Source organism: Modestobacter sp. L9-4 (assembly GCF_019112525.1).
Taxonomy (GTDB): domain Bacteria; phylum Actinomycetota; class Actinomycetes; order Mycobacteriales; family Geodermatophilaceae; genus Modestobacter.
Window position 1 is genome coordinate 1,724,122 of the sequence record NZ_CP077800.1, and the last position, 21,991, is coordinate 1,746,112.

Below are 21,991 nucleotides of genomic sequence, written 5' to 3' on the forward strand. Positions count from 1 at the left end.
GAGGGGGCAGTTGCGGTCGCCGACACGGCCGGACGCGCCGCGCCGGACGACGGCAACTGCCCACTCGACCGTTGCGCCGGCGCTCAGCCCACCCAGGGCGGGGCGACGCCCCAGCCCCAGCGGGGCACCGGCGCGGAGCGGACGACGTCCGCGCCGGGCCGGGAGTTGGCGACCGCCAGCCGGGTGCCCCACTCCAGGTAGCCGACGAAGGCCGCGCGGAACTCCGGGTCGGCCGGCAGACCGGTCTCGTCGGCGGCGTCCAGCAGCAGCTCGACCCACCGCCGCCGCTGCGCCTCGGTGATGTCCTTGCCCAGGTGGTGGCCGAGCATCGCGGGGTAGCCGCCGCGCTCGCGGGTGTAGCGGTCCGGGCCGCCGAGGACCTCGCCGAGCCACAGCGCCACGTGCCGTGGGTGGTCGCCGTCCATGTGCGCGAATAGCGGACCGACCAACGGGTCCCGCCGCACGTGGTCGTAGAACGTCCTGGTCAGCCGTTCCAGGGCGGTGAGCCCGCCGGCCCAGTCGTAGAGCGAGGGCACCGAGCCGCCGGCGCCGTGCACCGGGGTCCGGGCGTAGTGCCGCATCTCCTCGATGTCGTCGATCCACGGCCCCACCGCGGCGAGGAACTCCGGGAACAGCGGCCCGCCGCGGAACCCCTGCAGGTGGTCCTCCGCCGAGGTCCAGGTGAGGCGCACGACGGCGCAGGCCGGCTCGTCGACACTGCGGCTGAGCTCGTGGTCGACGCACTGGACGGCGCGGGCGAGCACCGCCGCCGCGCGCGCCCAGGCGGCCTCGAACGCCGGCCAGCTCTCCTCGTCCACCCGGTACCGGATGTACTCCACGATCACCTGGGGCCTCCCCTGGTCGCCGGTGGCCCCATCACACGCCTGCCGGCGTGCACCGACAAGAGGTCGCGTCGCGGCCGTCGCCGCCCCGGGCGGGCGGCCTGCGCCGCGCCGCGTCCGACGCCCCGAGTGCGCGGTCACGGTCGCCGACACGGCCGGACACGCCGGGCCGGACGACGGCGACTCCCCACTCGACGTCCGGCGGCGGAGCTCGTCGATCAGCGGGGCGGGCCCAGGACCGTGCTGCCGTAGGCGACGGCCACCTCCGGTCGGGGTGTGACGGTGAAGCCGTCGGGCCGTGGGGTGGACCGGTCCCGTCCGGTCTCGCGGAACATCCCCTCGATGCCGGCCGGGGTGTTGATCATCAGCAGGTCGGCCTTCTCCGAGGTGATCCGGTAGGAGTGCGGCACGTTCCTGGGCAGGAAGACGATGCCGCCCGCGGTCAGCTCGCTCTCCTCCTCACCGGCCCACACCAGTGCGGTGCCGCTGATGAGCAGGAAGACCTCGTCCTCCCGGGTGTGCACGTGCCAGGGCGGCGCCTCGCCCCGGCTCACGTCGAAGCGCCCGACCATCAGCTGGCCGTTCGTGGCCGCGCCGTCGAGCAGGATCGACAGGGTGTCGCCGTTCAGCCACTCCAGCTGCTGGTGCTGTTCGGGTCGCGCGAGGTACGGGATGCTCATGTCCGTCTCCGGTCTCGTGTGGGCTGACGGTCAGGCGGGCAGGACGACGACCTTGCCGGCGACGCCGCCGGCGGCGGCCTCGGCGTGCAGGGCGGGCAGCTCGGTCAGCGGGATGCGGCGGGTGACCTCGACGTGCAGCTCGCCGCTGTCGACGAGGGACACCAGCTGGGTGAGCCGCTCCCGATTGGGCAGCACGAACACCGTCGCGGCGGTGACGCCACGGTCGTCGTCGCCCGGGGTGGCCATGAACGCGGTGGTGCTGACGACCCGGCCGCCGTCGCGGACCAGGGCCACGAGCGCGGCGAAGCGGTCCGGCTCGATGGGCGCGAGGTTGAGCAGCACGTCGACCTGCTGCTGCACCGCGCCCAGCAGGTCGGTGGTGGTGTGGTCGACGACCTCGTCGGCGCCGGCGGCCTCGACGGCGGCACGGGAGCGTGGGCTGGCCGTGGCCACCACGTGCACCCCGGCCCGCTTCGCCAGTGCGACGGCGTACTTGCCGACCACGCCGCCGGCTCCGTTGACCAGCACGCGCTGGCCGGCGGTGAGCCGGCCGTCGTCGAAGAGCGCCTGCCAGGCGGTCAGCGCCACCGACGGCAGCCCCGCCGCGTCGGCCAGCGGGACGGTCGTGGGCGCGGGGACCAGCGCCTCGGCGGGGGCGATGACGTGCTCGGCGGCGCCGCCGTCGCGCTCCATCGGCAGGAACCCGATGACCGCGTCCCCGACCCGCAGGCCGCCCTCGACGCCCTCGCCGAGCGCGTCGACCGTGCCGGAGACGTCGTAGCCGGGCACGTGCGGCAGCACGACCGGGATCGGGAGGAAGCCGCCGCGCATGCCGTTGTCGGCGGCGTTGAAGGCCGAGCCCGCCACCCGCACCCGCACCTCACCGGCACCGGGCGTGGGCACCTCGACGTCCTCGTACCGCAGGACCTCCGGACCGCCGACCTCGTGGAACCGCACTGCCTTCACCGCTGGACCTGCCTTCGCTGGGATGTCGTCGTCGGACGTCACCCACCGTGGCAGCTCAGCGCGCGGTCATCCTGGGCCGGTCTGGCCCACCTTCACGACCGCCCGCCGATCGGTCGCGCCGACGACCTCCGCCAGCCGGGTCGCATCGCGTGACCCCGGCGCGGCGGTGAGCACCACGGCGGCCAGGTCGTCGCCGGGGATGGCGATCATGCTCCCGACGAGGGTGAGCGAGTCCCCGTCGGCCTGGACGAAGGTCGCACTGCTCTCGTAGGCCGCCACCGGCCGCGGCGCGCGCCACAGGGCGTCGAACCGCCGGCTGCGCGTGCGCATCTCCTCCACCAGCGCGGCGAGCTCGCCGTCGGCGGGGTAGCGCAGCACCGCGGCCCGCAGCTGGGCCACCAGGACCGCCTCGTGACTGGTCGCGTCGGCGTCGGACTGCTGGAAGGCGGCGAAGGGGTGGCAGAAGGAGCGCCAGGCGACGTTCCACTCCCAGCGCTCGCCGGTGAGGTCCCAGTGCTCGAGGGCGAGGAAGGCGCTGTTGACCGCGACCAGGTTCATGGCCGCGTCGGTGACGAGCATCGGGGTGTCGGGGAACCGCTCCAGCAGCCGCGTCGCCCCCGGCCCCAGGTCGGTGGGCACCTGGCCGTCGGCAGCGGCGTACCCGGCCAGCGCGGACAGCCGCTCGTAGTCCGCCCGGCCGACCCGCAGGGCCCGGGCGATGGCGTTGACCACCCCGGCGGAGGGATGGCTGCGCCCCTGCTCCAGCCGGCGGACGTAGTCCGCGGACATCCCGGCGAGGTCGCCGAGCTCCTCCCGCCGCAGGCCGGGCACCCGGCGGCTCCCGGAGGTCAGCCCGACGGCTGCCGGCGGTGTGCCCTCCCGCAACTGGCGCACCGCGGCGCCGAACTCGAGCCGTTCCACGCGCGCGAGTCTGCTGCACGTCCGCTCGCCACCGGGTCCCGGCCCGCGGGTCAGGCGATGGAGCCGCCGATCTTGCGGAGGACCTCCGGGATGCGCTCGGCGACCCGGCGTTCCTCGAGAGTGAGCGCCGCTGCCGTGGCCGTGGCGATCACGGTCGCGCGCCGCAGGCGTTCCTCGCCGAGCCGGCGGGCGCCCTGGTCGAGCAGCTGGACGCTGACCCGGCGTCGGTCGCGCTCGTCGACCGCCGTGGCGACCATGCCCTGTTCGGCCAGCAGGCCCACCGTGCGGGCCATGGACTGGTGGCGCACCCCCTCCAGCTCCGCCAGGGCGGTGATGGACAGGTCACCGGCGCGGGCCAGGTGGCCGAGGACGGCGGCCTGACCGGCGGGCACGGCGTCCTTGCTGCGGACCTGGCGGACGAAGGTGCCCACGGCGGTGCGCAGCGCCTCGGCCTGCGCCAGCTCGGGCGACAGGTCCCCCTCGGGCTGTCCGGGTGATGTCGGCACGCGGGTGCTGATGGCCACTCCCGGATAGTACAGCCATGCTGTACGTTTGGATTGTCCAGCAAGCCTGTACATCTCCGAGAGGTACCGCCATGTCCTACGACCCCTACGCCCTGGCCTTCCCCGCCCCCTCCTTCCCGCTGAGCAGCACCGACGTCCGCGACGGCGGGGAGCTGCCGCGTTCGGCCTACGCCGAGGAGGGCGACCGGTCCCCCGCCCTGTCCTGGACCGACCTGCCCGAGGGCACGCGCAGCCTGCTGGTCACCGCCTACGACGCCGACGCGCCGATCCCCGGCGGGCTCTGGCACTGGGTCCTCACCGACGTGCCCGTCACCGCCGGTGGACTGCCGGCCGGTGCCGGCTCCCCCGACGGCACCGTGCCCGGCGCGACCGCGCTGCCCAACGACCTGGGCCGCGCGGGCTTCTCCGGCGTCAACCCCCCGCCGGGCACCGGCGTCCACCGCCTCGTCATCGCCGCCACCGCACTGGACGTCGACCACCTCGAGGTCCCCGCCGGCGCGAGCACCGCACTGGTCCACGTCCTCGCGATCCCGCACACGCTGGGACGCGCCGTCCTCACCGCCACCAGCCAGGCACCGTCTGCCTGACCGCCTCCACCGGCGAGCACGTCGACCAGCCGAGACGGCCCGACGTGCTCGCCGCCGGACCGTGCCCCCGAGGGCAGCTCCCACGAGGACAGGGTCCAGGGAGTCCTCACCTCGACGGGTGTGGCCACTGGCGGGCCTGAGGGACCGCCGGGTCCGGCGGCCGACCGGGCGACGGGCGGAAGAGCTCACCCAGGGGAGGCACGCGTCGCTCCGGGGCCTCCAGTCCAGGGCAGGACCGCTCGATGGACCAGCGTGACAGGTCCTCACTCCTCCATCCGACCCACGCCCTCACGCGCGTTGCCGGGCTGGTGGTGGCGCGGTGGGGAGGCCGTCGGCTACGGCCGGCTGCTGGGACTCGGTTCGCTGCTGGCCACCGCGTTGGCGCTGGTGCTGCTGCACCCGCCCTCGGTGCACTGGCCGTCGCTCGCCGGGGTCGTCACCTTCCACCTGGTCGCGGTCTGGCTGAGCTTCGCTGCGCCGTGGAGCCGCTGGTCGACGTGGGCGCTGCTCGCCTTCCCCGTCCTGTCCCTGGCTGCGCTGGTCATGGTGACCCGAGCGGTGCCCGAGCTGACCGGCGTCCTGGTCGGCTTCTTCGTCCTGTGCTTCGCCTACGCAGGCCTCTTCCTCCCCTCGCGCGGCGGCTGGGCGCTGCTGCCCCCCGCGCTGGCCGCCTACCTCGGCACGCTCGGCGACCTCAGCTCCGCTCTCCTGGTCCGCACCGCCTTCGTCGCACTGACCTGGCTGGTGCTCGCCGAGCTGCTGCACAGGTTGCAGACGAGGCAGGTGACCCTGATCGAACAGCTGCGCGCCGACGGCCTCATCGACCCCCTGACCGGGCTGGCCAACCGGCGTGGGCAGGCGCGTTTCCTCACCGAGGCCGAGCCGGGCGACGTCCTGATCGTCCTGGACCTGGACCACTTCAAGCAGGTCAACGACGAGCTGGGGCACGCCGCGGGTGACCACGTGCTGTCCACCTTCGGCAGGCTGCTGTCGGGGCAGCTGCGTACCCGCGACAGGGCGTCCAGGTCCGGCGGTGAGGAGATGCTGGTGCTCCTGCGCTGCGGGGAGACCCGGTGCGGGGAGCAGCTCGTCCGGCGCCTGCGGGACGCAGTCGCCCGGGAGGACCTGGGCGTGACGTTCTCCGCCGGCCTGGCCGTGCTGCGCGAGGGTCAGACCACCGAACAGGCCATCGCCGACGCCGACCGGGCGACCTACTGCGCCAAGCACGCCGGGCGGGACCAGGCCTGGATCGCGGGTGACCCGCGCAACGGCATCCCGGACGTGCGGATGCGGTGGGACGCGCAGTCGGGCGCGCTGGACTCCCGGGCCCTCCCCGGCAGACGAGTCCCCCGAGCTGGACATGCGACGACGAGCGCCCCCGGCTCCCCCAGCGACGACGTCGAGGCAGCAGGTGTGACGACCGGCTGACCACCCACCGACGTCGAGCAGCTCCCCGCCGCACCGGTCGGGCCGGAGGCCGGTCGCGCACCTCCGCCCGACACGCCGTCCGGCGCGTGCGGGATGCGTCACGTACGGGCACCCTGCGCCGCTAGCCTGCACTCCCTCACCGACGAGCCAGCTGGGAGCAGTGTGTCCTCGCGCATCATCGACGACCTGGGCGCCCAGGCCCCACGAGCCGCCGACTTCGGCGGTGACGCGCTGGTCGTCTGCGACAACCTGGTGCGCATCCACTGGAGCGGGGCCGTCGAGGTGCAGGCCCTGCAGGGGCTGGACCTGCTGGTCTCCGCCGGGGAGATGATCGCCGTCGTCGGTGCGTCGGGCTCGGGCAAGTCCACGCTGCTGTCGGTGCTCTCTGGGCTCGACGCGCCGACCGCCGGACGGGTGCGCGTCGGCCCCTGGGACCTGATGTCGATGTCCCGCCGCGAGCGGGTGGAGTACCGGCGCACGATGGTCGGCCTCATCTCCCAGCAGACCGCGCAGAACCTGGTGCCCTACCTGACGGCCGCGCAGAACGTCGCCGTCCCCCTCGCCCTGACCGGTGTCCCCCGGCGGAGACAGAGCGCCCGGACGGCGGAGCTCCTGGACCTCGTCGGGGTCGCCGACTGCGCCCGGAGGCGACCCGCGGAGCTGTCCGGCGGTCAGCAGCAGCGGGTGGCGGTCGCCGTCGCGCTGGCCAACGCCCCGCGGCTGCTGCTGGCCGACGAGCCCACCGGGGAGCTGGACACCGACTCCTCGCAGGAGGTGTTCGACGCGATGCGCACGGCCAACCGCGAGCTGGGCACCACCGTCGTCGTGGTCACCCACGACGTGGGCGTCTCCGGTCAGGTGGCGCGGACCGTGGCCATCCGCGACGGGCGCACCTCCAGCGAGGTGCTGCGCCGCACGGAGGTCGACGCCTCGGGCGCCACGGCGGTGGTCGCTGAGGAGTACGCCGTGCTGGACCGGGCCGGCCGGGTCCAGCTGCCCCGCGAACACCGGGAGGCGCTCGCCCTCACCGACCGGGTCCGGCTGGCCCTGGAGGCCGACCACATCGCCGTCCGGCCCGACCCGACGGCGAGCCGGTGACCGCAGCACCCTCGCCCGCGGCCGCACCGATGGTCGTGGTCCGCGGTGTCGACCGCAGCTACGGCTCCGGACCGGCCGCCGTGCACGCGCTGCGCGGGGTCTCCTTCGACGTGGGCGCCGGGGAGCTGGTCGCGCTGGTGGGCCGCTCGGGCTCGGGCAAGACCACGCTGCTCAACGTCGTCGGCGGCCTGGACCGCCCCGACTCCGGCACGGTGCAGGTGGCCGGCACCGTGGTCACCGACCTCGACGAGGACGGCCTGGTCGGGCTTCGCCGGGACACCGTGGCCTACGTCTTCCAGACCTTCGGGCTGGTGCCGGTGCTGTCGGCCGCGGAGAACGTGGGCCTGCCGCTGCGCTTGCGGGCGCTGCCGGTCGCCGACCGTGAGAAGCGCGTCCAGCTGCTGCTGGAGCTGGTCGGGCTGGGGCAGGCGGCGGGCCAGCGCCCCGGTGAGATGTCCGGTGGGCAGCAGCAGCGGGTCGCGATCGCCCGGGCGCTGGCCGGGTCGCCGCAGCTGCTCATCGCCGACGAGCCCACCGGGCAGCTGGACAGCGAGACCGGGCTGGCCGTCATGGCGCTGATCCGCGCCGTGGTGGAGGCCGAGGGCATGACCGCGATCGTCTCCACCCACGACCCGGTGATGATCGCCCTCGCCGACCGGGTGCTCTACGTGCTGGACGGCCGGCTGGTGGAGGGGTGAGCGGGCTGCTGCTCCTGCTCACCCGGCGTGCGGTGACCCAGCGGCGACTGCTCGCCACCGTCCTGGCGGTGGTCGTCGCCGGCACCACGGTCCTGGGCGCGTGCACGCTGCTGCTCACGGTGCTGCTCCAGCAGGGCCGGTCCGCACTGCTGGAGCGCGCCCCGGACGCCCAGCGCACCGTGGCGGTCGTGCTCAGCGACGTCGACGAGGACGCCGCCCCACTGTCCGAGCGCGCCGGCGCCCTGCTGGCCACCGCGCTCGGCCCGCTGTCCACCGGCACGGCCACCTGGGCGCAGTCGGGGATGCAGGACCTGCCCGAGGACACGGACGGGCGCCGACGACTGGGGTACCTCGCCGCCCTCGACGACCTCCCCGGGCACGCCACGCTGGCCTCGGGCCGCTGGCCGGCCGACACCGGCGCGGGCGGTCCGCTGGAGGCCGTGCTCCCGGTCGAGGCGGCCGATCGACTCGGCGTGCGGCCCGGCGACCAGGTCCTCCTGCGTGCTCCCGACGCCGACGACGCACTCCCCTCGTCCGTCGTCGTGGTCGGCACCGTCGCACCCGATCCGGCCGACGTCGACACCTGGGGACGGGACGCCCTGCAGGGCACCGGCTGGACACCGGCGTTCGCCCTCGGCGGCGCCGCCCAGGACCGCCACCCCGCCTTCGGGCCGTTCCTGGTGTCGCCGCAGGCACTGCTGGGCGCCGGCGTGGACCTCGACGAGGTGCGCCTGGGTGCCGTCCTCGACCTCGGCGCGCTGCCGGGCGAGGAGGTCGCGGCCCTGCGGGCCCGGCTCGCCGACGCCCGCGCCGCCGTCTCCACCGTCGTACGGGTGCCCGACACCGGTGACCTCGGCGGCCCCTACGTCCGCCTGGACACCCCGGTGCCCCAGCTCCTGGACCGGGTCGACCAGCAGTCGGCGGTGACCTCGGCCGCGGTGCTGACCGTGGCCCTGGTGAGCACCGCCCTCGCCGTCAGCACGCTGGGCCTGGCCGGGCGGCTGCTGGCCGGCCGCCGGGCCGGGGAGAGGCTGCTGCTGTCCGCCCGGGGGGCCGGTGGTCGGCAGCTGGCGCTGCTCGCGTCCACCGAGAGCCTGCTGCTGGCCGGCGCGGGCGCGCTGCTCGCCCTCCCCCTGACGGTGGGCGCGTTGCGGCTGCTGGGCCGGGTGCCGCTGCTGGCCGACGCCGGGCTGACCGGCCCGACCGGCCCGACCGCGGGGCTGGTGGTGACGGTCGCGGGGACCGCGGTGCTCGTCGCGGTCACGCTGGCAGCCCCGGGGCTGCGCCCGGCCGCCACCGGCCGGCCCCGCCGGCGGCGCCGGCGGGGAGCACTCATCCGGTCGGGGGCGGACCTCGTGCTCACCGCGCTCGCCGTCGGCGCCTGGCTGGAGCTGCGCAGCCAGCAGCAGACCCCCCACCCGGGCATCGACCCCGTCCTGGTGTCCGCTCCCGTGCTGGTCCTCCTCGGCGGCGCGGTGCTGGCGCTGCGGGTGGTGCCGCCGGCCGTGCGGCTGGCCGAGCACGCGGCCGGCCGTTCCCGGCGGCTGGTGCTCGCCCTCGTGGCGTGGGACGTCTCCCGGCGCCCGCAGGCCACCGGGGCCGCGTTCCTGCTCGTGCTGGCCACGGCCGCCGCGACGTTCGCGGTGGCGTTCACCGCGACGTGGACGACGTCCCAGGAGGCGCAGGCGACCGCGCGGGTGGGCGCGGACCTCACCGTCCCCGCGACCGGGCGCGACCCACTGACCCAGGGCAGCACCGTCACCTCCGCCAGCGGTGGCCAGGTGCACCCCACGGCGGTGGTCCCCGTGACCCTGGGCAGCGTCGTGCGACTGGACGCCGGGTCCGCCGATGCCGCGGTGCCCCAGCTGCTCGCGGTGGACACCGCCTCCGCCGGGTCGCTGCTGCGCGGCCGGCTGCCCGGGGACACCACCTGGGCCGGGCTGACCCGTGACCTGGTGCCCGCGCCGACCGCCGGCGTGCCCCTCGGGTCGGACCCGGTGACGCTGACGCTGACCGGGTCCTCCTCCGCGGGTGCGGTGGCGGCCCGGCCGGCCCTGCTGGTGGCCGACGCGTCCGGCAGCCGGACGACCCTGACCGGCGAGCCGGTCGCGCTGGACGGCTCGCCGCACGCGGTCGCGCTGACCGATGCCACCGGCGCGGTGGCCGGGGGCGCCGAGGGCCTGACTGTCGTCGGGTCGACCCTCGACCTGAGCCTGCTGAGCGAGGACGGCATCAGTGCGCAGGGCTCCCAGCGCGCTGCCGTCGAGGTCGCCGCCCGGATCGAGGGTGCCGTGCAGACGTCTACCGGCGCCTGGCCGACCAGCTCCCCGGGCAGCGACGGCAGCACGCAGGGCGACCTGCTCCAGGGCGTCGGGACGACGGTCGCACCGGTCGCCGGTGGCGCACTGGTGACCGGCACCGCCGACGTCTCGCTCACCGGGCTGCTCTACGACACCGGGCACCTGGTGGTCACCGCCGCTCCCGTGGGCACGGACGGCACCGCCCCTGCCGCCGCCGCACCCGTCCCGGTGCTCGTCTCCGGCGCAGTGGCCCGGGCCGCGCAACTCGGCCCCGGGGCCGTGGTCCCGCTGCAGGTGCGGGGCACGACCGTGCGGGCCCGGGTGACCGGGGTCGTCCCCTACCTCCCCTCGCTCCCCGGGACGCCGGGGGTGCTGGTCGACTACACCGCACTGGCCGATGCGCTCGCCCGCACCGGCGACACCGGACCGCTGACCTCCGCCTGGTGGGTGGACGGCGTCCCGGACCCGGGAGCGGCAGTGGCGGGGCTGGCCGCCGCCGGGCTCCCCGGCGCGCAGACCGGCGCCCAGCTGGCCGTCTCGCTCCGGGACGGGCCGCTGGGCGTCCCCCTCCGGGTGGCGCTGGTGCTGCTCATCTGCGGGGCGGTCGTGCTCGCACTGGCCGGCGCGGCGCTGCACAGCGCCGCCGCACAGGGCGGCCGCGTCGTGGAGGTGGCACGGTTGCACGCCCTGGGCGTCCGCCGGCGCACCCTGGCCGCCGTGCTCGTGCTCCAGCACGGCGTCGTGACCGCCCTGTCGGTGGTCGTGGGTGCCGCGCTCGGCGCGCTGGCCTCGGTGCTGGTGGCCGGGCGGCTGACCCGGAGCGAGACGGGCACCGCACCGGCTCCGACCGCCCTGGTCCAGTGGCCGTGGCCCGCCGAGACGGCGGTCGTCGCGCTCCTGGTGGTGGGGTGTGCCGTCGTGGCGGTGCCGGTCACCGTCGCACTGGTGCGGCGCGCCGGTGCGGTCCACCTGCGGTTGGACGACGCGTCGTGACCGTCCCAGCACCGCGCCGTGCGCGCACGCGCCTCCCCCGGGTCCAGGTCGCGGTCCTCGCCGGGCGGGCCCGGGCGGACCTGTGGCCGCTGGCGGTCGCCGTCCTGGTGGTGGCGCTGACGACGTTCCTGGCCGTGGCCGGCCCCCGTGAGGTGGCCCGGGCCGGGGACGCCCTCGTGCGGGACCAGCTGCGCGAGGCCGGCAGCATCGCCGACACGACGCTGGTGGTGCCCTTCCCGCCGACCGACTCCCCCTCCGGGGAGCCGGAGACCGACTCGGCCGCCGGGACCGTCCGGGTCGCCCTGAAGACGCAGACGATGCTCGCCCCCGAGCTCGCCTCCCGGCTCCAGGCGCCCCGCGCGAGCGTGGTCACGGCTCCGCTGCCCGCAGCGCTGCCGCCCGAGGTCGACCGCGGCGAGGTCACCGTGCAGCTGGGCTGGTCCTGGGACGGCGGGCCGCCACCGGTGCGCTGGGTGGCCGGTGGCGCGCCGGGCGCCGCCCCCGCGCCGGTGGAGCCGACGGCCGGTACCGCGCCGCCTCGGCAGGTCCCGGTCGCGCTCTCCGCCCCGGTCGCCGCGCGGCTGCACGTGGGCGTCGGCGACACCGTGCCGGCGACGAACCGGCGGCAGGAGGTCGAGCTCCTCGTCTCCGGCGTGTTCGAGCCGGAGCGGCCCGCGGACCCTGCGTGGCGAGCCGTGCGCGGCCTGCTCGAGCCGCTGACCACGACGGCCGACAGCGGCGTGCGCACCGAGACCGGGGCGCTGCTGTCCGACGAGTCGCTCCCCGCCGCCCGGCTGGCCGTGGGCGAGCAGGACGTCACGCGGACCCTCGTGTTCGCCCCGGCGGCCGACCAGCTGCGGGCGGCCGACGTGGCGGAGGTGGCCCGGGCGGTGACCGCGGTGGCGACCCAGCCACAGCTGCTGGCCGCCGAGTCCACGCCGATCGTCTCCAGCGGGCTGGCCACGGTGCTGCTGCAGGCCAGGGAACGGCTGCGGGCGGCGCAGACCCAGGTGTCCACGCTGCTCACCGGCGTCGTCGGCGCGGCCGGCCTGGTCCTGCTGGTGACCGCCGGACTGCTCGCCCGGCGGCGTCGGCCGGTGCTGGGCCTGCTCCGGGCGCGGGGGGCGTCCCTGCCGGGCACCGCCCTGGAACTGCTCGTCGAGTCCGCCGCCGTCGCCCTCGTGGGGGGCGGTCTCGGTCTCCTCGCCGCGGACGTCGTGGTGCCGGGGGACACCCCGTGGGCCTGGTTGCTGGCCGGGCCGGCCGTCGCAGCGGCCGCCGGCCCGGTGCTGGGCGTCGCTGCGGCGGCCGGTACGGCCGGCGCCCGGCGCCCGGCGGCCGACCGGGAGCAGCGGCGGGCGGTCCTGCGCGACGTCAGACTGCGCCGGGTCGCTGCCGAGGGGGCCCTCGTGCTGGTGGCCACCGGTGCGCTCGCCGCGCTCCGCGCCCGCAGCGGCAACGCCGACCTGCTCGTCGCCGCAGCCCCGGTGCTGGCCCTGCTGACCGGCGGGGTGGTGCTGGTGCGGCTGCTGCCCGCCCTGCTGGGGCTGGTGCGCGGGCGCGCGACCCGGTCCAGGCACGCAGTGCCGCTGCTGGCGGCGGTCCGCGCCTCCGCGGGCGCCCGGGTCCCGCTGCCGGTCCTGGCGCTCACCGTGGCGACCGGGCTCTGCGCCTTCTCCCTCACCCTGGCCACCACGGTCGAGCGCGGCCAGGTCCTGGCGTCCTGGGACGCCGTCGGTGGGGACGCTGCCGCGGTCGGCCAGCCGAGCCCCCGCTCGGACGAGCGGGCGGCGGCCGTGGCGGGCCGGCCCGGCGTCGAGCGCGCACTCGCCGGACGCGTGGAGGACCGCGTGCCGCTGCTGGGCGTCCCCGGCACCGAGCGGACGACGGTGGTGGTCGTCGACCCGGCCACCTTCGCCGGCCTGCTGCGCAGCACCCCGCTGCCCGACGTCCCCGACCTGGACCTGCTCGCCGAGGACGGCGGGACGGTGGACGCGGGGGTGCACGCCCTCCTGCCCGCGGGCGCGGTGGCGGCGGGCTCGCACCCGTCACTGATCTGGCGGCGGGAGGAGCTGCCCCTGGTACCGGTCGGGACCGTGCCACCGCTGATGGGCCGGGCAGGCGCCACGGTCGTGGTGGACGCCGGGACGCTCGCCGCAGCGGCCCCCGGGACCGCTGCGGTGGAGCTGTCGACCCCGAACACCGTCTGGGCGGTCGGGCCCGGGGCTCTCGCCGCCATCAGCGACACGCCCGGCCTCGCGACGGCCCTCGTCACCGACCGGCGCGAGCTGCTGGCCGAGCGGCAGGACGAACCGCTGGGCCGCGACCTCATCCGGCTGATGACCGCGGCCGCGGCCGCGGTCCTGCTGTTCGCCCTGCTCGGCGTGGTGCTGGGCACGGCGGGCAGCGCGCCGGAACGGGCACGGACGCTGGCCGTCCTGCGCACCCTCGGGCTCACCTCGGGCCAGGTCCGGCGGGTCATCGCCGGCGAGCTGTTGCCACCGGTCCTCCTCCCGGCTCTGGTCGGCTCAGCGCTCGGCGTCGGTGTGGCGGCGTTGACCACGGGGGCGCTGCGTCTGCAGCAGCTCACCGGCTCCGCAGACCCGCCCCGGGCGACCACGTCCTGGCTCCTCGTCGCGGCACCCGGAGCGCTGCTGCTGCTCGCCCTCGTCCTGATCAGCGACGAAGGTGCCCGACGACGCCGGGACAGCCTCGGTGACGTCCTGCGGATCGTGGCTGACCCAGGACCCACACGGGTGTCTCGTGGTGAGCACTGACGGAACGCTCTCCACGGGCTGGCCGCCATCGCCTGTACGGACCACCCGAGACCCAAGCGATCTCGGGCCAGTGTGTCCGTCGGGTCCGGCAGGCCGCCCTGGCCGACAGGAGCCAACTGGCCACCCTCACTCGTGACGCCCGCCCGTTGGACGGCAGACCCCGGGGCGGTGGACCGACCTCCGGACGTCATGGCGGGGACCGTGTGCGTCAAGGGGTCCCGTTAGCGGCGGCAGTGACTCGCTGCGCCAGTTCGCGTACGAGCGGTCGCAGGGCATCCGGGCCCTCGATCCAGAACGGGCAGTCGATCCCGGCCAGCAGGCCGGGCACCCAGTCCAGCCGTTCGGCTTGGATGAGCACCCGGACCATGTGCGGGCTGTCGGGGCCCTCCTCGACGGTGGCGATGCCGGAGGGGAACAGCGCACGCACGTGGTCGGCCGAGCCCTCCACCAGCAGTGAGACCGTGTGCCGGCGCGGCGCGCCCGCGATGGCGGCCAGCACCACCGCGGCGCGATCGAACCCCACGGGGACCTCGAAGGTGCCAGGCAGCGGTTGGACCCCCTCGACGCGGTCCACCCGGAAGGCACGCACCTCGCCGTCGGCCGGGTCCGCGCCGGTCAGGTACCAGCGCCCGGAGTGCGCCACGATCCCGTAGGGGTGCACGGTCCGACTGCTCCGAACTCCACGCGAGTCCGTGTAGTCCAGAGCCAGGGCCCGGTGGTCACGGGCCGCCTCCGCCACCGCGATGAGGATCTCTGTTCCGGGGGTGGCCGGCGCGAGCGGCGCAGCGGTGAACGCGGCGGTCTCCAGTACCGCCTCCAGCCGGCGGGCCAGCGCCACCGGGAGGACGCGGCGCAGCTTGGCGGCCGCGCTCTCGACCGCCACCACCGAGGTGGTCACCAGCCCGGCCCGCCGACCGGCGACCAGGCCCAGCAGGACGGCCAGCGCCTCCTCGTCGGTGAACATCAGCGGCGGGACACGACGACCGGGGACCAGCCGGACGCCGCCGTACCGGCCGCGCAGCGACTCGACCGGGACGTCGAGGTCGGCCAGGTGGGCCACGTACCGACGGACGGTCCGCTCGTCCACGTCCAGCCTGGCCGCCAGCTCACCCACCGTGCGGGTCCCGCCGGCCTGCAGGATCTCCAGCAGGGCGAGCACACGGGCTGTGGGGCGGGTCACCCGATCAGTGTGGACCGATACCGGGCGGAAGGTGACCGGTTACCGCCCTAGCGTCCTCCCCATGACCCAGACGACGTCCTCGTCCGCACATCTCCCCACCCTGGTCTCGGTCCGGTTGATCACCGACGACGTCTCCGGGCTGGCCGCCTTCTACGAGCGCATCACCGACACGCCCGTCGAGTGGTCGACGCCGGACTTCGCCGAGCTGCGGACACCGGCCGGCACCCTGGCCATCGGCAGCACCCGCACCGTGGCGCTGTTCGGAGCCGGTTCCGCCCGACCCGCGGACAACCACACCGCCATCCTCGAGTTCCTGGTCGACGACGTCGACGCCGAGTACGAGCGGATCCGGCAGGCCCCGACCGAGTTCGTCAACGAGCCGACGACGATGCCCTGGGGCAACAGGTCCCTGCTCATCCGCGACCCCGACGGCAACCTGGTCAACCTCTTCACCCCGGTCACACCCGGAGCCCGGGTCAAGTTCGGGCGCTGACCGGAATCGGCCGTCAGCGGGCTCACCGATGACGAGGCGTTCTCAGGCCTTGGGCCCCCGGTGGCCCAGAGCGAGCGCTGCGTCCTGCTGCGGTCGCCCAATCGCCACGGGCGGCCCTTGCAAGTCGGCTGCGGTCGGCGGCGCAGCGGGGGTCGGCCTCGTCCACACCGATGTCCGCACCGGCGGGTGGTGTCGACCTGGGGCCGTCCCATCCGGTGCAGGAGGCGGTCAGCTCGTCGGGGGCAGTTCCACGGTCACGTCGAGGCCGCCGGTCGGCTGGGCGGTGGCCTCGATGTGTCCGGCGTGCGCCTGGGTGATCGACCGGGCGATGGTGAGTCCGAGCCCGACACCTCCGCTGGTGTCGAGCCGGTCGCCGCGGGCCCGTCGGAAGGGCTCGAACAGCCGCGGGACGGACTCGGCGGGCACGAGTGGTCCGGTGTTGGTCACCTGCAGCACCGGCTGGTCGGCCCGCACGCGCAGGCGGACCTCCCCTCCGGGGACGTTGTACTTGATGCCGTTGTGCACCAGGTTGGCGATCAGCCGCTCCAGCAGGGCTGCCTCGCCGGCGACGGTCACCGGTGCCAGGTCGGTGTGCACCCGCACTCCGGCTGCAGTGGCCAGCTGCTGGTAGACCGCGGCGACGTCGGCGGCGATGGCGTCCAGTCGCTGTGGCGTGTGCGCCCCGACGGCCTGGTCGGTCTCGGCCAGGACCAGCAGGCCCTCGATCAGCGCCTCGTTGCGCTCGTTGGTGTCCAGCAGCTGCCGGGTGAGCAGCTCCAGCTGCTCACGGGTCGGGTCGCCGGCCATGCCCACCTCGATCAGCGTCCGTTGGACCGCCAGGGGTGTGCGCAGTTCGTGCGAGGCGTTGGCAGCGAACCGGCGCTGCGCGTCGTAGCCCTCCGCGACCCGGTCGAGCATGGCGTCGATCTCGCCGGCCAGCTCCCCGAACCGGCTCCGACGGGCCGGGAGGCTGGTGCGCTCGGCGAGGTTCTGCGGTCCGAACCGGTGCACGGTGGCGCCCAGCGCGCGCAGCGGGCGCCCGCACCAGACGATCAACCCGACCACCGCTGCCAGCACCACCAGGTTCCCCAACGCCAGAGCGAAGACGTTGTCGGCGAGCGAGGCCTGGGCCGGTCCGTCGGGGTGCAGGGCATATCTGATGGCGTAGGCCCGGTCGAGGGTGTACGACCACCAGGCCGGACCGATGAGCAGGCAGGCAGCGAGGCTCAGGAACATCCGGGTGCGCTGGGTGGGCCGCACGGTCAGCTGCTCCCGAGCCGGTAGCCGACCCGAGGCACGGTGTGCAGCACCGGGGGCTCGCCGAGCTTGCGCCGCAGGGTCATCACCGCGACCCGGACGGTGTTGGTGAAGGGGTCGGTGTGCTCGTCCCAGGCCTGCTCCAGCAGTTGCTCGGCGGTGACGATCTGGCCCTCGGCGCGCATCAGCACGGTGAGCACCGCGAACTCCTTGGGCGTCAGCGACAGCAGCCGCCCGTCCCGGGAGGCGGTGTGCCGCGGGACGTCGAGCACGATGCCGTGCTGGTCGAGCACCGGCGGGGTGGCCGCACCCGAGCGCCGTCCCAGCGCCTGCACCCGGGCGGCCAGCTCGGCGAAGGCGAAGGGCTTGGTGAGGTAGTCGTCGGCCCCCAGGCTGAGGCCGTCCACCCGGTCCCGGATGCCACCGGCCGCGGTGAGCATCAGCACCCGCACGCCGTCCCGGCTGGCCACGATGTGCCGGCACACCTCGTCACCGGTGTGCCCGGGCATGTCCCGGTCGAGCACCGCCACGTCGTAGCGGTGCACCGACACCAGCTCCAGCGCGGCCTCGCCGTCGTAGCAGACGTCGACGGCGATCGACAGCCGGCGCAGCCCCTCGGCCACGGTCTCGGCGAGCAGCCGCTCGTCATCGGCCACCAGCACGCGCATCAGGTCCCCTCCCGGCGCTGCCCACATCGGCAGCGCGCATCCCCAGGATGCCCAGCGCCGGCATAAGGGCGGCATAAGGGGAACGCTGACGTCCGCGTGATGCCCGGTCGCCGAGCCTCCTCTCCATGACCCAGACCTCCCTGCAGCGCGTGTCTGCGCCGAGCCGTCGGCCCGCTGTCGTCCCGCCGGCCGGTCCCACCACCTACCGCCACGGCCGGCCGGTCCGGCGTCGCCGCACACCCGGGGTGCTGGGCCTCGTCCTCTCTGCCGTGCTGGCCGGCTGGCTGGCTGCGCACACCGAGGTGCTGGACGTGTCGGGGCTGCTGGGCGACGGACCGGTGGCCGTGGCCAGGGGGACCGTCTCGGTCGTCGTGCTCGACGGCTCGGGGGCCGAGCTGACCGCGTCCGGCGCGAGCGACGTGCACTGGACGGCGTCGCTGGCCAAGCTCTTCGTCGTCCAGCAGCTGCTGGCGCGGGACGAGGCGGGCACGATCAGCCTGGACGACGGCGACCTGGCCCGGATGCAGCGGGCGGTCGAGCTGTCCGACGACGAGGCCATGAACGCGCTGTGGGTCGAGTTCGGCGGTGCGCAGCTGGTCACCGCGGCCGCTGCGCAGTTCGGGCTGGCGGACACCGCGGCACCGGAGCGGTCCGGGCAGTGGGGCGAGACGACCACGACCGCGGCGGACTACGCGACCTTCCTGTCCCACCTCGGCGGTCACCTGTCCGCTGCGGACACGACCACGCTCACCACCTGGATGCGGTCGACCACCCCCGACGCGGCCGACGGCTTCGACCAGTCCTTCGGCCTGCTGTCGGCACAGGCCGACACCCACGGCGCAGTCGCGGCCAAGCAGGGCTGGATGTGCTGCCTGGAGGGCCGCCGGGAGCTGCACTCCACCGGGGTGCTCACCGACGGCCGGGTGGTCGTGCTGCTCGGGGAGTTCCCGGAGGGCACCAGCTGGGCGCAGGCCCAGGCTGCCCTGACCGACACCGCCGAGCAGGTCGTCGAGGGTCCCTGACGTCCGACCGGGGGCAGCCGACTGCGGGCCGTCGACGACCTGGACCACGTGTCAGGCCCTCCCCGGTCCGCTGCCCTCGTCGGCAGCGTCCCCACGGGGACATAAGGACGGGATAAGGGGAACTCTTACGCCCGGTTGAGGCCTGCCCCTCCACCCTCGATGCCGTGACCGAGACCTCCCCCATGCGCCTGCCCGCATCGTTCCCCGGCCGCCCCCCGCTCCCCGTCATGACCGTCCCCAGCCGGCCGGGATCGGTGTCCACCGCCGCCGTCCGCGCCACCGACCTGCGCAAGACCTACGGGTCCGGTGAGACCGCCGTGCACGCGCTCGGTGGGAGGGTGGGTGACAGGACAGCCGGTGTCGACGTGGCCTTCGAGCGGGGCGCCTTCACGGCGATCATGGGCCCGTCGGGCTCGGGCAAGTCGACCCTCATGCACTGCCTGGCCGGCCTGGACGCCGCCAGCGCCGGGCAGGTGTGGCTGGGTGACACCGAGCTCACCCGGCTGCGCGATGACCAGCTGACCAAGCTGCGCCGCGAGCGGATCGGCTTCGTCTTCCAGTCCTTCAACCTCCTGCCCGTGCTCAACGCGCAGGAGAACATGCTGCTGCCGATGCAGCTGGCCGGCCAGCGCCCCGACCGCGCCTGGATGGACTCCGTCATCGCCCGCCTGGGTCTGCGCGAGCGCCTCGCCCACCGCCCCTACGAGCTCTCCGGTGGGCAGCAGCAGCGCGTCGCCGTCGCCCGCGCACTCCTCCCCCGCCCCGACGTCGTGTTCGCCGACGAGCCCACCGGCAACCTGGACTCCTCCGCCGGGGCGGAGGTGCTGGACCTGCTGCGCTCCAGCGTCCGCGAGACCGGGCAGACCGTCGTCATGGTCACCCACGACCCCGTCGCGGCCGCCTACGCCGACCGCGTCGTCCTGCTCGCCGACGGCCGGCTCGCCGGTGAGGTCCACCAGCCCACCACCGACTCCATCATCAACGCCCTCCGCGGACTCGGGGGCTGACCGGCATGCGCGCCGTCACCCTCGCCAGCATCCGCGCCCACCTGCCCCGGCTGGTCGCCTCCACCCTCGCCATCGTCATCGCCGTCGGCTTCGTCGTCGCCACCCTCGTGCTCAACCAGACGGTGACGAGCACCGTGCTGCAGGCCACCGGGGCCGAGTACGTCACCAGCGACGTGGTCGTGACCAGCAACGACCTCAGCGACCTCACCGACCGGGTGGGCACGCTCACCGCGCTGGACGGCGTCCAGGCCGTCGATCCCTCCCTGGAGCTCAGCGTGACCGCCACGGTGCCGGAGCGGAGGGCATCGACCGGTCTGGTGGTCCAGGCGGTCGCCGCCGACCCGGCGCTGCGCTGGCAGCAGCTGACCGCCGGCGCACTGCCGGCCGACCTCGGCCAGATGGCGGTCAGCGAGCGCGTCGGTGCCGCCGTCGGCGACGTCGTGCCGATCTCCACGTACGACGGCGCGGGTGCGCTGATCGAGCGCGACATGACCGTCACCGGTGTGGTCGACCTGGGTGGTGACCCGACCGCGGGCTCCTCCGGTCGGGCCTTCGTCACCACGCAGCAGGCCCAGGAATGGGGTGCGACCGACGCGACCGAGCTGCGCATCGCCGGGACGCCCGGCACCGACGCCGGCACGCTGGCGGCGGCGGTGCGCGCCGCGCTGCCCGGCGGGAACGTCAGTGTGCGCACCGGCGCCGAACAGGCCGAGCTGGCCGCCCGGTCGTTCCTCGGGGACACCGGCATCGTCACCTCGCTGCTGCTGGGGTTCGGCGTCATCGCGGTGCTGGTCGCCGGGCTGGTCATCGCCAACACCTTCGCCGTCCTGCTGGCCCAGCGCACCCGTGACCTGGCCCTGCTGCGCTGCGTCGGCGCCACCGCCCAGCAGGTGCGCCGCAGCGTCCTCGGCGAAGCAGCGGTCACCGGGACGCTCGCCTCCGCGCTCGGCGTGCTCGCCGGCATCGGGTTCGCCGCGGCGGTCTCCGCGATCGTCGCTGCGACCGACTCCCCGGTCCCGCTCGCCGGCATCTCGGTGCCGGTGACCGCCGTCGTCGTGGGCATGGCGGTCGGGACGCTGACCACGCTGCTGGCCGCGCTGCTGCCGGCCCGCGCCGCCACCCGAGTGGCCCCGTTGGCCGCGCTGCGACCGACCGACGGTGCTCCCCTCCGCTCCCGCGGCGGGGCAGCCCGCCTCGGCGCCGGCCTGGTCCTGACCGGGCTCGGCGTCGGACTGCTGGCGCTGGGGGTCGTGTCCGCGCAGCTCCTCCTCACGCTGGCCGGCGCGGTGCTCAGCTCACTCGGGGGCCTGCTGCTCGCCCAGCGGGCGGTGCCGCCGGTCGTCGCCGCCGCCGGCCGGCTCATCGGCCGGGTCGGCGGTCTCCCGGCGCGCCTGGCCGCCGGCAACGCCACCCGCAACCCCCGCCGGACGGCAGCCACCGCCACCGCCCTGCTCATCGGCGTCACGCTGACCACCGCGATGGTGGTCGGGGCCAGCGCCACCCGGGCCACCAGCCAGGCCGGGCTGGACGCCGCCTACCCGACCGACGTGATCGTGGCCGTGGCCGGCAGCAACGCCGACATGCCGGCGTCGGTGCAACGGCAACTGGCGACGGTGCACGGCGTGGTCGCCTCCGCCGGGCTCCCTCAGGCCACCGTCACCGGCTCGGACGGCGTCCCGGCCCAGCTCACCGGTGTCGACGCCGCTCAGGCGCTCCCCGTGCTGCGGTCCGCGGACCGGACCACGCTGCCGGGGCCGGGCCAGATCGCGGTGCCCGGGTGGTCCCTCGGACGCTACGGCGTGCAGGTGGGCGACCCGATGACGTTCTCCACAGGAGACCGGGCCGCCACGTTCACGGTGGTGGCTGGCACAGAAAGCGCCCTGCTGGTCACCGCCGTCGACCTGCAGAGCCTGGTACCGGATGCACGGGTGCAGACCATGTGGCTGCGGTTGGCCGACGACATCGACTCCGACGCTGCCACCGACGAGATCACCGACGTGGCCGGGACGGCGCTGACCGGGGCCTCCGTGACCGGGCTGGCCAGCGAGCGGGCGGCGACCAACCAGGTGGTGGACGTGCTGCTGATGGTCGTCACCGGCCTGCTCGCGATCGCCGTGCTCATCGCCCTGATCGGGGTCGGCAACACCCTCGCCCTCTCGGTGGTCGAGCGGCGTCAGGAGAGCGGGCTGCTGCGGGCCCTGGGCCTGACCCGCGGCCAGCTGCGCGGGATGCTGGCCTGGGAGGCCGTCCTGGTCGCCGGTGTCGCCGCGGTGCTCGGGGTGCTGGTCGGCGGCGCCTACGGCCTGGCCGGTGCCGCCTCCGCGTTCGGTCAGGACAGCGGGACGAGCACAGTCGTCCTCAGCGTCCCCTGGCTGCAGATCGCGGCCATCGTCCTCATCGCCACCGCAGCCGGGCTGCTGGCCTCGGTGCTCCCGGCCCGCCGGGCCGCCACGACCCCGCCGGTGGCCGCGATCGCTGGCTGAGACGTGGCGACCTGGTGCTCTGCCCCTTCGGGCTGGGAGAGAGAGACCGGAAACGCCCCGTGACGGA

General features: G+C 75.5%; 18 protein-coding genes. 10 read left to right on the top strand and 8 right to left on the bottom strand.

Features of this window, described 5'->3' with window-relative positions; genetic code table 11:
* Positions 1 to 83: 83 nt before the first annotated feature.
* The 5 genes from KUM42_RS08085 to KUM42_RS08105 all read right to left on the bottom strand — a co-directional run bounded on the left by KUM42_RS08085 (position 84) and on the right by KUM42_RS08105 (position 3,915).
* Positions 84 to 845 carry a group II truncated hemoglobin gene (locus KUM42_RS08085; RefSeq protein ID WP_237496249.1) on the bottom strand — a complete coding sequence of 254 codons (762 nt, stop codon included), beginning with the start codon at positions 843 to 845 and terminating at the stop codon, positions 84 to 86.
* 215 nt (positions 846 to 1,060) lie between these two features.
* On the bottom strand, positions 1,061 to 1,522 hold the full coding sequence (locus KUM42_RS08090) for a cupin domain-containing protein (RefSeq protein ID WP_237496250.1): 462 nt from the start codon (positions 1,520 to 1,522) through the stop codon (positions 1,061 to 1,063).
* Between the two features lie 30 nt (positions 1,523 to 1,552).
* A complete protein-coding gene (locus KUM42_RS08095) occupies positions 1,553 to 2,488 on the bottom strand; it encodes an NADP-dependent oxidoreductase (protein ID WP_237496251.1) in 936 nt (311 codons plus the stop codon).
* A gap of 66 nt (positions 2,489 to 2,554) precedes the next feature.
* Complete coding sequence (locus tag KUM42_RS08100) at positions 2,555 to 3,409, bottom strand: helix-turn-helix domain-containing protein (protein ID WP_237496252.1); 855 nt, start codon at positions 3,407 to 3,409, stop codon at positions 2,555 to 2,557.
* 50 nt (positions 3,410 to 3,459) lie between these two features.
* A complete protein-coding gene (locus tag KUM42_RS08105) occupies positions 3,460 to 3,915 on the bottom strand; it encodes a MarR family winged helix-turn-helix transcriptional regulator (RefSeq protein ID WP_237496253.1) in 456 nt (151 codons plus the stop codon).
* An 89-nt stretch (positions 3,916 to 4,004) separates the two neighbouring features.
* Between KUM42_RS08105 and KUM42_RS08110 the strand changes: the two genes are divergently transcribed.
* The 6 genes from KUM42_RS08110 to KUM42_RS08135 all read left to right on the top strand — a co-directional run bounded on the left by KUM42_RS08110 (position 4,005) and on the right by KUM42_RS08135 (position 13,814).
* The gene (locus tag KUM42_RS08110) at positions 4,005 to 4,520 is read left to right on the top strand and encodes a YbhB/YbcL family Raf kinase inhibitor-like protein (RefSeq protein WP_237496254.1); all 516 of its coding nucleotides are present in this window, start codon (positions 4,005 to 4,007) and stop codon (positions 4,518 to 4,520) included.
* 252 nt (positions 4,521 to 4,772) lie between these two features.
* A complete protein-coding gene (locus KUM42_RS08115) occupies positions 4,773 to 5,948 on the top strand; it encodes a GGDEF domain-containing protein (protein ID WP_237496255.1) in 1,176 nt (391 codons plus the stop codon).
* Positions 5,949 to 6,110: 162 nt separating this feature from the next.
* On the top strand, positions 6,111 to 7,046 hold the full coding sequence (locus KUM42_RS08120; RefSeq protein WP_237496256.1) for an ABC transporter ATP-binding protein: 936 nt from the start codon (positions 6,111 to 6,113) through the stop codon (positions 7,044 to 7,046).
* Complete coding sequence (locus tag KUM42_RS08125) at positions 7,043 to 7,744, top strand: ABC transporter ATP-binding protein (protein WP_237496257.1); 702 nt, start codon at positions 7,043 to 7,045, stop codon at positions 7,742 to 7,744. The genes KUM42_RS08120 and KUM42_RS08125 overlap by 4 nt, the downstream gene beginning before the upstream one ends.
* Positions 7,741 to 11,037 carry an ABC transporter permease gene (locus KUM42_RS08130; RefSeq protein WP_237496258.1) on the top strand — a complete coding sequence of 1,099 codons (3,297 nt, stop codon included), beginning with the start codon at positions 7,741 to 7,743 and terminating at the stop codon, positions 11,035 to 11,037. The genes KUM42_RS08125 and KUM42_RS08130 overlap by 4 nt, the downstream gene beginning before the upstream one ends.
* On the top strand, positions 11,034 to 13,814 hold the full coding sequence (locus KUM42_RS08135) for an FtsX-like permease family protein (RefSeq protein WP_237496259.1): 2,781 nt from the start codon (positions 11,034 to 11,036) through the stop codon (positions 13,812 to 13,814). The genes KUM42_RS08130 and KUM42_RS08135 overlap by 4 nt, the downstream gene beginning before the upstream one ends.
* Before the next feature lie 208 nt (positions 13,815 to 14,022).
* Here the strand turns inward: KUM42_RS08135 and KUM42_RS08140 are convergent, their stop codons facing one another.
* A complete protein-coding gene (locus KUM42_RS08140; RefSeq protein WP_237496260.1) occupies positions 14,023 to 14,994 on the bottom strand; it encodes a YafY family protein in 972 nt (323 codons plus the stop codon).
* A 61-nt stretch (positions 14,995 to 15,055) separates the two neighbouring features.
* Between KUM42_RS08140 and KUM42_RS08145 the strand changes: the two genes are divergently transcribed.
* Positions 15,056 to 15,487, top strand: coding sequence for a VOC family protein (locus tag KUM42_RS08145; RefSeq protein ID WP_237496261.1), 432 nt, complete (start codon positions 15,056 to 15,058; stop codon positions 15,485 to 15,487).
* A gap of 228 nt (positions 15,488 to 15,715) precedes the next feature.
* Here the strand turns inward: KUM42_RS08145 and KUM42_RS08150 are convergent, their stop codons facing one another.
* Both KUM42_RS08150 and KUM42_RS08155 read right to left on the bottom strand, forming a co-directional pair.
* The gene (locus tag KUM42_RS08150) at positions 15,716 to 16,747 is read right to left on the bottom strand and encodes a HAMP domain-containing sensor histidine kinase (protein WP_237496262.1); all 1,032 of its coding nucleotides are present in this window, start codon (positions 16,745 to 16,747) and stop codon (positions 15,716 to 15,718) included.
* Positions 16,748 to 16,749: 2 nt separating this feature from the next.
* A complete protein-coding gene (locus KUM42_RS08155) occupies positions 16,750 to 17,412 on the bottom strand; it encodes a response regulator transcription factor (RefSeq protein WP_237496263.1) in 663 nt (220 codons plus the stop codon).
* Between the two features lie 125 nt (positions 17,413 to 17,537).
* On the opposite strand from KUM42_RS08155, the gene KUM42_RS08160 reads away from it, so the two are divergent.
* The 3 genes from KUM42_RS08160 to KUM42_RS08170 all read left to right on the top strand — a co-directional run bounded on the left by KUM42_RS08160 (position 17,538) and on the right by KUM42_RS08170 (position 21,924).
* A complete protein-coding gene (locus tag KUM42_RS08160; protein WP_237496264.1) occupies positions 17,538 to 18,434 on the top strand; it encodes a serine hydrolase in 897 nt (298 codons plus the stop codon).
* A gap of 227 nt (positions 18,435 to 18,661) precedes the next feature.
* On the top strand, positions 18,662 to 19,441 hold the full coding sequence (locus tag KUM42_RS08165; protein WP_370629357.1) for an ABC transporter ATP-binding protein: 780 nt from the start codon (positions 18,662 to 18,664) through the stop codon (positions 19,439 to 19,441).
* A 5-nt stretch (positions 19,442 to 19,446) separates the two neighbouring features.
* Positions 19,447 to 21,924, top strand: coding sequence for an ABC transporter permease (locus KUM42_RS08170; RefSeq protein ID WP_237496266.1), 2,478 nt, complete (start codon positions 19,447 to 19,449; stop codon positions 21,922 to 21,924).
* Positions 21,925 to 21,991: the final 67 nt, after the last annotated feature.